Origin of the sequence: Isoptericola sp. NPDC060257 (genome assembly GCF_042726645.1) — a bacterium.
GTDB lineage: Bacteria > Actinomycetota > Actinomycetes > Actinomycetales > Cellulomonadaceae > Isoptericola > Isoptericola nanjingensis.
In genome coordinates this window covers 1-12,998 of the sequence record NZ_JBHXAW010000105.1, presented here as the reverse complement: position 1 = coordinate 12,998, position 12,998 = coordinate 1, and the positions used below count along the sequence as shown (strand labels likewise).

Sequence of the window (12,998 nt, the reverse complement as noted above, 5' to 3'; positions counted from 1 at the left end):
CACGGTGTGGATCCTCGACGGCCTCGAGGTGACGATCGTCGGCAACCTGTCCGACGCCCTCAAGGGGGACACCGGGCTGGGCCTGACGAGCGCGGACATCGGGCTCGCGGGCGCCGTCTACGTGACGGGCTCGTGCCTGGGCGCCCTGGTCTTCGGCCAGCTCACCGACCGGTTCGGCCGCAAGCGGCTGTTCATCCTCACGCTGCTCGTGTACCTCACGGGAACCGTGCTCACGGCGTTCTCGATGAACCCGCTGTACTACTTCGCGATGCGGTTCGTCACCGGGCTGGGCATCGGCGGCGAGTACGCGGCGGTCAACTCCGCGATCGACGAGCTGATCCCGGCGAAGTACCGCGGCCGGATCGACATCGCCATCAACGGGTCGTACTGGCTCGGGGCCGCCGGCGGCGCGCTGCTGACCATCCCGCTGCTGAACCCGGAGCTGATCCCGGCCTGGCTGGGGTGGCGGTTGTGCTTCGCCCTCGGCGCGGTGCTCGGGCTGTGCGTGCTGTTCGTGCGGCGCAACGTGCCGGAGAGCCCGCGGTGGCTGTTCATCCACGGGCGCGAGCGCGACAGCGAGCGGATCGTGTCCGGCATCGAGCAGCGGGTCGCCGAGCAGGACGGGGTGGACCTGCCGGAGCCCGAGGGCAGCCTCACGGTGAAGCAGCGGCACACCGTGAGCCTCGCGCGCGTCGCACGGACGGTGTTCGCCGAGTACCCGCGCCGCACGGTGCTGTGCCTCGCCCTGTTCGTGGGCCAGGCGTTCCTGTACAACGCGTTCTTCTTCACGTTCGGCGACACGTTGCAGACGTTCCTCGGGGTGGGGCAGACCGGCGCGTACATCGCGCTCTTCGCGGTGAGCAACTTCCTCGGGGCGCTCGTCCTCGGCCCCTTCTTCGACAAGGTCGGGCGGGTGCGGATGATCTCCGGGACGTACATCGTCTCCGGGGTCCTGCTCGCCGTCGCCGGCCTGATGCTCGGCGGCCTCACGGCATGGACGCTGACGTTCTTCGGGATGGCGGTCTTCTTCGTCGCGTCGGCGGGGGCGAGCTCCGCGTACCTCACCGCGAGCGAGGTGTTCCCGATGGAGACCCGGGCGCTGTGCATCGCGTTCTTCTACGCGATCGGCACCGCGGTCGGCGGCATCACCGGGCCGCTGCTGTTCGGCCGGCTGATCGAGTCGGCCAGCCAGGCGGAGGACATCTCCGGCATCGCGGTGGGTTACTACATCGGCGCCGCGCTGATGATCGCGGGCGGGGTGGTGGCGATGTTCCTCGGCGTGGGCGCCGAGCGGCGATCGCTCGAGGACGTGGCGACGCCGCTGTCCGCGCAGGACGCCGACCGGGCCGCGGAGAGGTGACCCGGACGGGTTGCACACCGCTGACCAGCCGATTGGGTTCTCAGATACCCCCCGGGGTATTGTCGTGCCATGATCGAGACCAGCACCGCACCGGAGACCGGCGCCCGCTCCGCGCGCCGTCGCATCGTCGTCGTCGGGGGAGTGGCCGGCGGCATGAGCTTCGCCGCCCGAGCCCGACGTCTCGACGAGACCGCCGAGATCGTGGTCCTCGAGCGCGGGGCGCACGTCTCGTTCGCGAACTGCGGCCTGCCGTACCACGTCGGCGGCGAGATCCCCGACGCGGACCGCCTCCTCGTGCAGACCCCGGAGTCCCTGCGCGCGGCCCTCGCCCTCGACGTCCGCACCGGCCACGACGTGACCGGGCTCGACACCGAGCGACGCGTCGTCACCGCGACCACCGCCGACGGCGTCGTCGAGCTGCCGTACGACGCCCTCGTGCTGTCGCCGGGCGCCCGGGCCGTGCGGCCACGGATCGACGGGCTCGACTCCGCACGGGTGCGCACGCTGCGCACCGTCGACGACGCCCGGACGCTGCGCGAGCGCGTGCAGGGCGGCGCGCGCCGCGCCGTCGTGCTCGGCGCCGGGTTCATCGGCGTCGAGGCCGCCGAGGCGCTCGCGGCCGCCGGCCTCGAGGTCACGCTCGTCGAGCTCGGCCCGCACGTGCTGCCCCCGCTGGAGGACGAGGTCGCGCACCCCGTCACCCAGGAGCTGCGGCGGCTCGGCGTGACCGTGCGGACCGGGGTGGCCGCCGAGGCCGTCGAGACCGGCGCGGACGAGGACGTCGTGGTGCTGGGCGACGGCACGCGGGTGCCGGCCGACGTCGTCGTCCTCTCGGTCGGCGTGCGCCCGGACACCGAGGTCTTCGAGGCCGCGGGGATCGACTGCGAGCGCGGCGCGATCGTGGTCGACGAGCACGGCCGCACCTCGGCCCAGGACGTGTGGGCGGTCGGCGACGCGGTCGTGCAGGCCGACGCCGTCACGGGCCTGCGGCGCCCGGTGGCCCTGGCCGGCCCTGCCAACCGCGCCGGGCGCCTCGTCGCCGACGACGTCGTCCGGCCGGGTGGGGCCCGCCCCCTGCCTGCGCCCCTGGGCACGGCGATCGTGCGGGTCGGCGAGCTGACCGCGGCCACCACGGGGGCCAACCGGGCCGCGCTGACCGCGGCCGGGCTCGCGTTCCGCACCCTCCACCTGCACCCGAACCAGCACGCCGGGTACTTCCCCGGCGCCAGCCAGGTGCACCTCGTGCTGCACGTGCGCCCGGACGACGGGCTCCTCCTCGGCGCCCAGGCCGTGGGGCGTGACGGCGTCGACAAGCGCATCGACGTGCTCGCGACCGCGCTGCGCGCCGGGATGTCGGTCGAGGACCTCATCGATCTCGACCTCGCGTACTCGCCGCCCTACGGCCAGGCGAAGGACGCCGTGAACCTCGCCGGGATGGTCGGGTCCAACGTGCTCGACGGCACCCTGCGCCTCTGGTACGCGCAGGACGTGGACGCCGTCCTCGCCGGCGCGCTCGTGCTCGACGTACGCACCCCGCAGGAGGTCGCGACCGGCCACCTGCCCGGCGCCCTGCACATCCCGCACACGGAGCTGCGTGGGCGCCTCGACGAGGTCCGTGCCGCCGCCGCCGGACGGCCCGTACGCGTGCTGTGCGCGTCGGGCGTGCGCTCGGCGATCGCCCACCGCGTCCTGGCGCAGGCGGGGCTCGACTCCGCGTCCCTGAGCGGCGGGACGCTCACCCTGCGCGCCGTCCTGGGCGACCGTGCCGACGAGCTCCTCGTGACGCCCGCGGCCGCTGCCGCCTGACCCGGCGCCGCCTGACCCCACGCCACCTGACCCCGACCGACCGACCCGCTCCGGAGGACCCGATGCTCACCAGCGACACCGACGCCCAGCGCCGCATCGCCAACCGCCTGCGCCGCGCCCGCGGCCAACTGAACGCCGTCATCGAGGCCGTCGAGGAGGGACGCTCCTGCCGCGACGTCGTCACCCAGCTGGCCGCGGTCTCCGCGGCGCTGGACCGCGCCGGCTTCGCCGTGGTCTCGACCGCGATGAAGGAGTGCCTCGCCGACCCGGACGCCGGCACCGGCGAGGACGGCCTCACCACCGAGGAGCTGGAGAAGCTCTTCCTCACCCTGGCCTGAGCCGGCCCCGGACCGCGCGACCCCGCGCACCAGCCGTCTTCACCACCCACCCACCACCACCCACCACCACCCGAGGAGATCCCCACCGTGTGCTACCCCGTGACCTGCAAGACCTGCGGCAAGACGACGTGGAAGGGCTGCGGCCAGCACGTCGACGACGTGCGTCGCTCCGTCCCCGCCGGCCAGTGGTGCCCCGGCCACGACGACCAGCCGGCCCCGGCGTCGGGCGGCGGTTTCCTCGCCCGCCTGTTCGGCCGCTGACTGCCCGGCCGCCCGCCGATGTCGAGAATTGGCGGGCGGCTCCGTCCCCGGGGCGAGAGGCGGTGACAGGCACCGCCCGCGACGACAGGATGGGGCCATGGCCAAGTACCTGCTGCTCAAGCACTACCGCGGAAACCCGGAGCCCGTGCCCGGCACGGACGTGCCGATGGATCGCTGGACGCCCGACGAGGTCGACGCGCACATGGCGTTCATGGGCCGCATGATCGAGGACCTCGAGGCGCGCGGGGAGTTCGTGGACGCGCAGGCGCTGTCCCCGCGGGGCGCCTTCGTCCGGTACGACGGCGCGGGGCGCGCCCCGGTCACGGACGGTCCGTTCGCCGAGACCAAGGACCTCATCGCCGGGTGGATGGCCATCGACGTCGAGTCCGAGGAACGCGCGTACGAGGCGGCGGCGCACCTGTCGTCGGCGCCCGGCCCGGGCGGGCGGCCGCTGCACGAGTGGATCGAGGTCCGGCCGTTCCTCACCGACGACGCCGAGGTCACGGGGTGAGCGAGACCCCACGCCGGCACCACCCGTGGGACGAGACGCTGAGAGACCTGGGCCCCCAGGTCCTCGGCGTCCTCGTCCGCCGGGGCGCCGAGTTCGGGGCGGCCGAGGACGCCGTCCAGGAGGCCCTGCTCGAGGCGGTCCGCCGCTGGGACGCCCCGGGCGGCGCGCCGTCCGACCCCAAGGGGTGGCTGGTCACGGTGGCGTGGCGCAAGTTCGTCGACGCGCGCCGCTCGGAGTCGGCGCGCGCGCAGCGCGAGATCCGCGTGACCCTCGAGCCGCCGTCGGGTCCCACGGAGCAGGCGGACGACACGCTGCTGCTGCTGAGCCGGTGCTGCCACCCCGCGCTCTCCCCGGCGTCGGCGGTGGCGCTCACCCTGCGCGCGGTCGGCGGGCTGACGACGGCGCAGGTCGCCCGCGCGTTCCTCGTGCCGGAGGCGACGATGGCGCAGCGGATCTCGCGCGCGAAGAAGACGGTGGCCCGGGAGCGGTTCGGGGAGCCCGGCGACGTGCGCGCCGTGCTGCGCGTGCTCTACCTGATCTTCAACGAGGGCTTCACGGGCGGACCGTCGGGCCGGCCCGACGGCGTCGACCTCGCGGCCGAAGCGATCCGGCTGGCGCGCCAGCTCGTCGCCGCCGTGCCGGACGACGCGGAGGCGGCGGGCCTGCTGGCCCTGCTCCTGCTGCACCACGCCCGCCGAGAGGCCCGCACCACCGCGGCGGGGGAGCTGGTGCCCCTCGATCGGCAGGACCGCTCGCTCTGGGACACCGCGGCGATCGCGGAGGGCGTCGCCCTGCTCCAGGGCGCCCTCGCGCGGGACAGCCTCGGGCCGTACCAGGTGCAGGCGGCGATCGCGGCCCTGCACGACGACGCGGCGTCGCCGGACGAGACGGACTGGGTGCAGATCCTCGAGTGGTACGACGAGCTGGCGCGGCTCGACGCCGGGAACCCGGTGGTGGCGCTCAACCGGGCCGTCGCCGTCGGGCACGTCGACGGGCCGCTCGCCGGCCTCCGTCTCGTGGAAGGTCTGCCGCCGGAGGTCCCGCGCCGCGACGCCGCGGCCGCCTACCTGCACGAGCGGGCCGGCGACCTCGCGGAGGCGGCGCGGCGCTACGCCGTGGCCGCCGATGCGGCCACGAGCACCGCCGAGCGCACGCACCTCACGAAACAGGCCGCCCGCGTGCGGCAGGAGGCCGGCTGAGGCCCCCGCGGTCGAGGCCTACCCGGCGGCCCGCAGGCCGAGCCGGTACCAGCGCGGCGACGTGCGGTTCATCGGGAACCCGAGGCCTGCGGTGTCCGCGTCGCGCACGTCGAGCAGGTCCCAGGCGTCGAGCGCCTCGGTGATCTCCGCCTCGGAGACGCCCTCGACCAGGCGCCGCCACCGGGACGGACCGAACGCGAGCATGAGGACGGTCGCGCCAGGGCGCGCGAGGGCGGTCACGCCGCGCGCCTCGGCGCCCCGCTGCGCAGGGGCGAGACCCTGGAAGCACCCCACGTCGAGGAACAGGTCGAACGTCCCGAGCCCGGCGGCGGGCAGGTCGGTGACGTCGCCGACGACGTAGGTGCCGGCCGGGTCGCGACGGCGCGCCTCCTCGATCGCCCGGGGCACGAGGTCGATGCCGACCGCGTCCCACCCCCGCCGGGTGAGTTCGGGCGTGTACTGGCCGCGCCCGCAGCCGAGGTCCAGCGCCCGGCCCAGCGGGGGAGTGCGGCCCGCCTTCTCCCGGTCCAGCACCGCGGCGACGCTCGGCGCCGCCGCCTCGGCGTACCCCTCCCAGGGTGTGATGCCGAGGCGGTACATGCGGGCGTAGTTGGTCATGCGGCCCAGTCCAGCACGACGGCACCACGCCCGCGCCCCCGCTGCCGCGCGCTCGGCTGCCGCGGGCCGGCAGCGGTGCTCAGCCGCAGTCGTCGCAGATACCGGTGGCGGGCAGCGCGGTGAAGCAGGTCGGGCAGATCGCGAGCTCGGGCTCCGGGGCGGCGGGCTTGCGGGCCGGGGCGCTCGCGGCCTTGCGGCGCGGGGCGGCCTTGGCGCGGGCCGGGGCCGGCGCGGCCGACGTCGGGGCGGTGGCCACGAAGCCGTGCTTGCGCAGGATGGCGGCGTCGTCGCACTTGGCGTCGACGAGGTCCTCGGCCCGGGCCGGGACGCCGGTGGCGTACTTGTGCGCGACACCGAGCACGGCCTTCGAGTCGTAGGTGCGCTCCTCGTGGACGAAGGTGTGACCCGGCGTCGGCGTGAACCCGTAGACGCCGACGAAGGCGTCGGGACCGCGGTCGTCGTGCTCCTCGATCGCCCGGAGGATGTGCTGGCGCGTCACGCTCGAGAAGGTAGCCACGGCATCAGGTTAGTCGCGGCCGGGGCTCCCTCCGACCGTCTGGGCCCGACTGTGGCGAGGACCGCACCGGCCACCGGCGCGCCGTCCTGTCTAGAATCGATTCGTGCGCCGGAAAGCCCTTGCCAGCACGTCCGACCAACCCCTGCTCGACGGCCAGCGGCCGGTGCGGTCGCTGCTGCGCCTGCTCGGCACCCAGCCGCGCCGCATGACCGCGGCCCTCACCGCGTTCGCGGTCAAGGAGACGCCGCTGTGGTTCCTGCCCGTGATCACCGGCGCCGTGATCGACATCGTCGCCGAGGGCGGCCCGGTCACCTCCGTGCTGGTGTGGTTCGCGGTCGCGGTGGTCCTGCTGGCGCAGAACTACCCGAACCACCTCGTGTACACCCGGAACTTCATGACCGTGGTGCGCGGCGCCGGCGCCGCCCTGCGCAACGCGCTGGTCGAGCGGCTCCAGGCGCTGTCCATCGGCTACCACACCCGCGCCAGCTCCGCCGTCGTGCAGAGCAAGGTGGTGCGCGACGTCGAGAACGTCGAGCTGATGCTGCAGCAGGTGACGCACCCGCTGCTGTCGGCCACCATGGTGATGCTCGGCGCCGTGACGATGACGGCCCTCAAGGTGCCCGAGTTCCTGCCGGTGTACGCCCTGGCCATCCCGACGGCGCTGCTGATCCGGCGCACGATGTCGCGCCGCTCCCGGGCCCGCAACGAGGAGTTCCGCCGGGAGATCGAGGGGTTCTCGTCGCGGGTCGGGGAGATGGCCTCGCTCATCCCGGTGACGCGCGCCCACGGCCTGGAGCGCACGGCGGTCTCGCGGGTGGCGGACGGCGCGGACGAGGTCCGCCGGGCGGCGCTGCGCCTCGACCTGCTCAACGGGCGCGTCGCGTCCGTCTCGTGGGTCGCGATGCAGCTGCTCGGCGTGTGCTGCCTGGTCCTCGCCGCGGTCGTCTCCCTCACCGGGGTCGTAGCCGTCACTCCGGGCGAGGTGGTGCTGCTGTCCACCTACTTCGGCCTCCTCACCCAGGGCCTGACCCAGGTGCTCAACCTGGTGCCCGTCACGGCGCGGGGCGTCGAGTCGGTGCGGTCGATCGCGGAGGTGCTCGCCGAGCCCGACCTGGAGCGCAACGAGGGACGTCGCCAGGTCGACGGCGTGCGCGGGCACCTGCGGCTCGAGCACGTCTCGCACCGGTACCCGGACGCCTCCGAGGACGCGCTGCACGACGTCGACCTCGAGGTCCGGGAGGGGGAGACGGTCGCCTTCGTGGGGCCGTCCGGGTCCGGCAAGTCCACGCTCCTCAACCTCGTCCTCGGGTTCGTGCGGCCCACGTCGGGACGCCTCCTGCTCGACGGCGCGGACATGGCCGCGCTCGACCTGCGCACGGTGCGGCGGTGGGTGTCCGTCGTGCCGCAGGAGTCGGTGCTCTTCGAGGGCACGATCCGGGAGAACGTCGCGTACGGGCTGGACACCGCCGGCGAGGACCCGGCGGCGACCGACGCCCGCGTGCGCGCCGCCCTGCGCGACGCCAACGCGCTGGAGTTCGTCGACGCCCTCCCGGACGGCTGGGACACGGTCGTCGGGCAGCGCGGCGCCCGGCTGTCCGGCGGGCAGCGCCAGCGCATCGCGATCGCCCGCGCGCTGGTGCGCGACCCGCGCATCCTCTTCCTCGACGAGGCCACCAGCGCCCTCGACCCCGAGGCGGAGGGCGTCGTGCGCGACGCGCTCGACCGGCTCATGCGCGACCGCACGACCCTCGTCGTGGCGCACCGCCTCTCGACGGTCCGCGCTGCGGACCGCATCGTCGTGCTCGAGCACGGCCGCGTCGTCGAGGTCGGCAGCCACGACGAGCTGATGGACCGCGGGGCCCGCTACGCCGCGCTGCACGCCGCGCAGGCGGGGGCGGCGTAGTGCCGGCCGGCGGCGTGCCGGGAGGCTCAGGCGGTGACGCGCAGGGTGGGCAGGGCGGCGGCGACGTCGTCGAGCTCGCGCAGGGCGTGCTCGCCGGAGGACAGCACCACCACGAACTCGGTGACACCCGCCGCGGCGTACCGCTCGACGAGCCCCGGGAGCTCGGCGAGCCGGTGCTCGCGCAGCCGCAGCTGCACCGTGCGCCGGATCTCGGCGGGGTCGCGCCCGACGTCGGCGCAGTGCCGGTCGAGCACCTCGCCGAGGGCCGCCACCTGCTCCGGCGTGCTGGACGTGTCGTTCCACGCGTCGGCGTACCGCGCCACCAGCCGCAGGGTGCGCCGGGGCCCGGAGCCGCCCACCCAGATCGGCGGGTGCGGGCGCTGCACGGGCTTCGGCTCGGCGACCGCGTCCACCAGCCGGTAGTGCGCGCCGTCGAACGTGGTGCGCGGTCGCGTCCAGAGCGAGGTGAGGACCTGCAGGGACTCCTCCAGGCGGTCCATGCGCTCCCGCACGGTGCCGAGGTCGAGCCCGTACATCGTGTGCTCGTGCTCGTTCCAGCCCGCGCCGATCCCGAGCTCCAGGCGGCCGCCCGAGAGGTGGTCGACGGTCGTGGCCAGCTTGGCCAGCATCACCGGGTGGCGGTAGGAGTTGCCCGACACCATGCAGCCGATCCGCACCCGCGAGGTGGCCACGGCCATCGCCGCCTGCATGGCCCACGCGTCGAAGATCGGACGGTCGTCGTCCGTGCCCAGGGAGGCGAGATGATCCATCACCCACACGTGGTCGAACCCGGCCTCGTCGGCGACCTGCCAGACCTGGCGGAAGGTGTCGACCGGGGCGTCCTGCGTCAGCTTGACCCCGAAGCGCAGCGGGGCGCGGGGCGTCGGTCGCGTGTCCATCCGCCCATCCTGCACCGCCCCGTCCTGGTGGGTGAGCCCTGGTGGTGACCATCCACGACGTCGCGCGGCACGTCGGCGTGTCGGCGGCGACCGTCTCCAACTACCTCAACCGCCCGGAGAAGGTGGCGCCCGCGACGACGGCGCGCATCCGGTCCGCCGTGGAGCAGCTCGGCTTCGTGCCGAGCCTGTCGGCCCGGCAGCTGCGCTGGCAGCGCTCCGGGATCGTCGGCGTGTCGGTGATCAACGCGTCCAACCCCTTCTTCGCGGACGTCGTGACCGCCGTCGAGCGCGTCGTCGCGGGCGCGGACCTCACCCTCGTCACGGGCAGCACCCACGAGTCGCCCGACCAGCAGGAGCGCCTCGTCGCCCTGTTCGAGCAGCTGCGCTTCGACGGCATGGTGGTGGCCCCCCACGACGCGCAGATGGCCGCCCTGACGGCGCGCAAGGACCGCGGCAGCCCCGTCGTGGTGGTGGACCAGCAGGACCCGGACGGACGGCTGTCGACCGTCTCGTTGCGGCACCGGGAGGGCGGCCGCCTCGCCGCGCAGCACCTGGTGGACGGCGGCCGCCGCCGGCTGCTCGCGGCGACCGGCCGGGCACGGGTGCAGCAGGTCCGCCGGCGGCTCGCCGGGATGCAGGAGGTCGTGGACGGCACGTCGGGGGCGACGCTGGAGGTCGTGCACTCGGCCGACCTGGGCATGGCCGAGGGCGCCGAGGTGGGCCGCCGCATCGCCGCGGCGGCACCCGGCGAGCGGCCGGACGCCGTCCTGGCGGGCAACGACATGCACGCCCTCGGCCTCGTGCGCGCCCTGCTGGACGGCGGGGTGCGGGTGCCGGACGACGTCGCGCTCGTGGGCTACGACGACATCCCGTTCGCGACCACCGGCGCCGTCCCGCTGACCACGGTGCGCCAGCCGGCCGAGGCCATCGGGACCACCGCCGCGGAGATCCTCCTGCGGGAGATCGACGACCCGACCTCGGCGCCCGAGGAGGTGCTGTTCGACCCCGAGCTGGTGGTGCGCGCGAGCACCTGAGCGTCAGCCCACCGCGGGGTCGCCCTCCAGCAGCGTGAGGTACGGGGCGATCGCGGGGAACACCCACAGGAAGAGGGCCGCCACGACGGCGGCGACCAGCACCAGCGACTGCAGGACGCGCCAGAACAGGTTGCCCGGCAGGTGGTGGAAGATCCACGCGTACATGTCGTCTCCAGCTCCAGCGGACCGGTCAGCGCACCTGGTCGGGGGTGCCGTCGGCGCGGTCCATCCAGCCGACGAAGGTCGCGTACGTGATCCAGCGGTGGTCGTTGCCGTACTCGCCCAGGGTGAGCGAGTGGCACGTGGTGAGCGTCAGCAGCCGCTCGGTGGGCTTCTGGTCCGGGTGGTGGGGCACCGGCGCCACGACGTCCACCTGGTCGGGCGTGACGATCTCGTGGTCGGTGACCTCGTAGACGTACCAGGTCGTCGCCGTCTCGACGATGATCTGGTCGCCCTCCTCCAGCTTGTCGACGTGCCGGAACGAGTTGCCGTGCGTGCGCCGGTGCCCGGCGAGCGCGAAGTTGCCGACGTCGCCCACCTGCTGCGACGTCTCGTAGTGGCCCGCCATGGCCCGGTCGAGCACGTCCATGCCGGTGCCCTCCGCGATCGGCATCGCGTTGTTCGTCAGGCCGTACCAGGCGGGCACGATGAGCGTGCCGATCGTCTCGCCGTAGCCGACGGCGTCGGGCACGGGCGGGTCGTCCGTGCGCAGCTCGGCGGGCTCGGGGTTGGCGGGCGGCAGCGTCGCCTCGAACTCCTGCATGACCTGCTGGGCCTGGGCCGTGGCCTCGACGGACGTCCACCACAGCTGCCAGACGACGAACAGCCCGAGCACCACCCCGAGGGTGATGAGGATCTCGCCGACGCCGCCCACGATCGCGCTGCCGGCGCCGCGGCGTCGGGCGGGTCGGGCATGGGTGGGACTCGTCACGTGCGAAATGCTACGTGGTCCGCGGCCCTGTCGCGGTCCCGGCGGCCGTGGGAACCTGGGGCGGTGACCAGCGACGACGGCACGCAGCACGGGCGCACGGAGCGCGGGCGGGCGGCGCGGCTACGACGGCGGTGGGACCGCGAGTCCGCGGGCTACGACCGGGCGTTCACGGCCGCCGAGCGACGCATGTTCCCGGGCGTGCGGGCGAGGCTCTGCGGGCTGGCCGAGGGCCGCACCCTCGAGGTCGCGGTCGGCACGGGGCTCAACCTCGAGCACTATCCGCCCGCGCTGACTGCGCGTCCCGGCGCCTTCGTGGGCGTCGACCAGAGCGCCGGGATGCTCGACGTCGCGCGGAGCCGCGCCGCCCGCCTGGGCCTCGGGATCGACCCGGACGCCGACCTCCGCGTCGGCGACGCGCAGGCGCTCGACCTGCCCGACGCGTCGTTCGACACCGTCGTGTGCACGTTCTCGCTGTGCGGCATCGCCGACGAGCGGGCGGCCCTCGGCGAGATGACGCGCGTGCTGCGCCCGGGCGGCCTGCTGCTGCTGGCCGACCACGTCGCCTCGAGCGCCTGGCCGCTGCGGGCGCTGCAGGCGCTCGCGGACGCCGTGAGCGTCCCGCTGGCCGGGGAGCACTTCCGGCGCCGGCCGATGCGGTGGGTGCTCGAACGGGAGCTCGCGGTCGAGGAGCACGCGCGCACGCGGGCCGGCGTCGTCGAGCTCGTGGCGGCGCGCGTGCCGGCCGCCGCGAGGGACGTCAGCCGCTGACGTCGAAGGCGGTCTCGCCGACCGGCGGCACGTCCTCGACGTCGACCCCCGTGACGACGGCCCCGGGCGGGCCCTCGCGCAGGAACGCGAGGATCGCGTCCACCGCGTCGGGCGTGCCCTCGACCTCCGCCTCGACCGTCCCGTCGGGGAGGTTGCGCACGAGCCCGCCCACGCCCGCCCGGCGGGCCGCCTCGAGGGTCGACCAGCGGAACCCGACGCCCTGCACGCGGCCGTGCACCCGTACCCGCCGCCGCACCGTGGTGCTCATCCGCCCTCCCGTGCTCGTCGCCGCCGCAGGCGCCGTCGTCCCCCTCGTACCCGCTGCGCCGTCGGCGTCAGTCGAAGATGTCGCCGATGTCCCCGATGTCGTCGAGGATGCCGCCCAGCACCATCCCGCCCAGGACGGCGCCGAACACGTCGGAGCCGCCCCGGGCACCGGGGCGGCGGCCGCCCTGCCAGCCGTACCCGCCGCCGTACCCGTCCGGTCCGCCGTTGTAGCCGCCGTCCCAGCGCTGCCCCTGGCCCGACCGGGCGATGTCGCGGTGCGCCAGGGTCGCGGCCTCCGCGGCGAGCGCCGCGCCCCGGCGGGCGGCGGCGACCCCGCGCTCGGGGTCCTCCGCGGCGTGGGCCTGCGCCACCTCCCGCTCGGCCTCGGCCAGGCGGGTGCGGGCGTCGGGGCCCACGGGGGCGCGGTAGTCGTCGACGACGGACCGCGCCGCGGCGAGCTGGCGCTCGGCGTCGTCGAGCGCGGGCCCGAGCCGCGACGCCGCCCGGCGCGCGCGCTCGTCGCGCTCCGCCCGCTCGGCCACGGCGTCGTCGAGGGCGGTGTTGGCCTCCCGGACCCGGGTGAGGG

Annotated in this window: 15 protein-coding genes and 1 pseudogene; 9 read left to right on the top strand and 7 right to left on the bottom strand. The window is 75.1% G+C overall.

The window, feature by feature from the left end:
- The 6 genes from ACFWEK_RS10660 to ACFWEK_RS10635 all read left to right on the top strand — a co-directional run.
- A partial coding sequence (locus ACFWEK_RS10660; RefSeq protein ID WP_430554027.1) for an MFS transporter occupies nt 1-1,360 on the top strand: 1,360 nt, incomplete at its 5' end.
- 69 nt (nt 1,361-1,429) lie between these two features.
- Nucleotides 1,430-3,166: an FAD-dependent oxidoreductase gene (locus tag ACFWEK_RS10655; protein WP_430554026.1), complete on the top strand. Its 1,737-nt coding sequence runs from the start codon at nt 1,430-1,432 to the stop codon at nt 3,164-3,166.
- A 62-nt stretch (nt 3,167-3,228) separates the two neighbouring features.
- Nucleotides 3,229-3,504, top strand: coding sequence for a metal-sensitive transcriptional regulator (locus ACFWEK_RS10650; RefSeq protein WP_429729198.1), 276 nt, complete (start codon nt 3,229-3,231; stop codon nt 3,502-3,504).
- Nucleotides 3,505-3,603: 99 nt separating this feature from the next.
- Nucleotides 3,604-3,765: a hypothetical protein gene (locus ACFWEK_RS10645; RefSeq protein WP_430554028.1), complete on the top strand. Its 162-nt coding sequence runs from the start codon at nt 3,604-3,606 to the stop codon at nt 3,763-3,765.
- 97 nt (nt 3,766-3,862) lie between these two features.
- On the top strand, nt 3,863-4,276 hold the full coding sequence (locus ACFWEK_RS10640) for a YciI family protein (RefSeq protein ID WP_429729200.1): 414 nt from the start codon (nt 3,863-3,865) through the stop codon (nt 4,274-4,276).
- Nucleotides 4,273-5,475, top strand: coding sequence for an RNA polymerase sigma factor (locus ACFWEK_RS10635; protein WP_430554025.1), 1,203 nt, complete (start codon nt 4,273-4,275; stop codon nt 5,473-5,475). Before ACFWEK_RS10640 ends, ACFWEK_RS10635 begins: the two co-directional genes overlap by 4 nt.
- A gap of 18 nt (nt 5,476-5,493) precedes the next feature.
- Here ACFWEK_RS10635 and ACFWEK_RS10630 read toward each other — a convergent pair whose 3' ends face one another.
- Together ACFWEK_RS10630 and ACFWEK_RS10625 are read right to left on the bottom strand one after the other, a co-directional pair.
- On the bottom strand, nt 5,494-6,093 hold the full coding sequence (locus ACFWEK_RS10630; protein WP_430554024.1) for a class I SAM-dependent methyltransferase: 600 nt from the start codon (nt 6,091-6,093) through the stop codon (nt 5,494-5,496).
- Nucleotides 6,094-6,172: 79 nt separating this feature from the next.
- Complete coding sequence (locus ACFWEK_RS10625; protein WP_430554023.1) at nt 6,173-6,592, bottom strand: hypothetical protein; 420 nt, start codon at nt 6,590-6,592, stop codon at nt 6,173-6,175.
- A 121-nt stretch (nt 6,593-6,713) separates the two neighbouring features.
- On the opposite strand from ACFWEK_RS10625, the gene ACFWEK_RS10620 reads away from it, so the two are divergent.
- Complete coding sequence (locus tag ACFWEK_RS10620; protein ID WP_430554022.1) at nt 6,714-8,513, top strand: ABC transporter ATP-binding protein; 1,800 nt, start codon at nt 6,714-6,716, stop codon at nt 8,511-8,513.
- A gap of 26 nt (nt 8,514-8,539) precedes the next feature.
- Here the strand turns inward: ACFWEK_RS10620 and ACFWEK_RS10615 are convergent, their stop codons facing one another.
- Nucleotides 8,540-9,412 carry an LLM class F420-dependent oxidoreductase gene (locus ACFWEK_RS10615; RefSeq protein ID WP_430554021.1) on the bottom strand — a complete coding sequence of 291 codons (873 nt, stop codon included), beginning with the start codon at nt 9,410-9,412 and terminating at the stop codon, nt 8,540-8,542.
- A 41-nt stretch (nt 9,413-9,453) separates the two neighbouring features.
- Between ACFWEK_RS10615 and ACFWEK_RS10610 the strand changes: the two genes are divergently transcribed.
- The gene (locus ACFWEK_RS10610; RefSeq protein ID WP_430545560.1) at nt 9,454-10,446 is read left to right on the top strand and encodes a LacI family DNA-binding transcriptional regulator; all 993 of its coding nucleotides are present in this window, start codon (nt 9,454-9,456) and stop codon (nt 10,444-10,446) included.
- Between the two features lie 3 nt (nt 10,447-10,449).
- On the opposite strand, the gene ACFWEK_RS10605 is transcribed toward ACFWEK_RS10610, so the two are convergent.
- Together ACFWEK_RS10605 and ACFWEK_RS10600 are read right to left on the bottom strand one after the other, a co-directional pair.
- Nucleotides 10,450-10,611, bottom strand: coding sequence for a hypothetical protein (locus tag ACFWEK_RS10605; protein ID WP_430545559.1), 162 nt, complete (start codon nt 10,609-10,611; stop codon nt 10,450-10,452).
- Between the two features lie 25 nt (nt 10,612-10,636).
- Nucleotides 10,637-11,377: a class E sortase gene (locus ACFWEK_RS10600; protein WP_430545558.1), complete on the bottom strand. Its 741-nt coding sequence runs from the start codon at nt 11,375-11,377 to the stop codon at nt 10,637-10,639.
- 63 nt (nt 11,378-11,440) lie between these two features.
- On the opposite strand from ACFWEK_RS10600, the gene ACFWEK_RS10595 reads away from it, so the two are divergent.
- Nucleotides 11,441-12,145 (top strand): class I SAM-dependent methyltransferase, encoded by a 705-nt coding sequence (locus tag ACFWEK_RS10595; protein WP_430545557.1) that lies wholly within the window; start codon nt 11,441-11,443, stop codon nt 12,143-12,145.
- On the opposite strand, the gene ACFWEK_RS10590 is transcribed toward ACFWEK_RS10595, so the two are convergent.
- The gene (locus ACFWEK_RS10590; protein ID WP_430545556.1) at nt 12,135-12,413 is read right to left on the bottom strand and encodes an acylphosphatase; all 279 of its coding nucleotides are present in this window, start codon (nt 12,411-12,413) and stop codon (nt 12,135-12,137) included. The two genes, ACFWEK_RS10595 and ACFWEK_RS10590, sit on opposite strands and share 11 nt — an antisense overlap.
- Before the next feature lie 67 nt (nt 12,414-12,480).
- Nucleotides 12,481-12,998 (bottom strand): annotated as a pseudogene (locus ACFWEK_RS10585) (hypothetical protein); the annotation flags it as partial.

Bases quoted from the DNA above. Each gene is read 5' to 3' on its own strand.
- ACFWEK_RS10655 (WP_430554026.1), top strand. From the start codon at position 1,430: ATGATCGAGACCAGCACCGCACCGGAGACCGGCGCCCGCTCCGCGCGC.
- ACFWEK_RS10650 (WP_429729198.1), top strand. From the start codon at position 3,229: ATGCTCACCAGCGACACCGACGCCCAGCGCCGCATCGCCAACCGCCTG.
- ACFWEK_RS10640 (WP_429729200.1), top strand. From the start codon at position 3,863: ATGGCCAAGTACCTGCTGCTCAAGCACTACCGCGGAAACCCGGAGCCC.
- ACFWEK_RS10630 (WP_430554024.1), bottom strand. From the start codon at position 6,093: ATGACCAACTACGCCCGCATGTACCGCCTCGGCATCACACCCTGGGAG.
- ACFWEK_RS10615 (WP_430554021.1), bottom strand. From the start codon at position 9,412: ATGGACACGCGACCGACGCCCCGCGCCCCGCTGCGCTTCGGGGTCAAG.
- ACFWEK_RS10605 (WP_430545559.1), bottom strand. From the start codon at position 10,611: ATGTACGCGTGGATCTTCCACCACCTGCCGGGCAACCTGTTCTGGCGC.
- ACFWEK_RS10590 (WP_430545556.1), bottom strand. From the start codon at position 12,413: ATGAGCACCACGGTGCGGCGGCGGGTACGGGTGCACGGCCGCGTGCAG.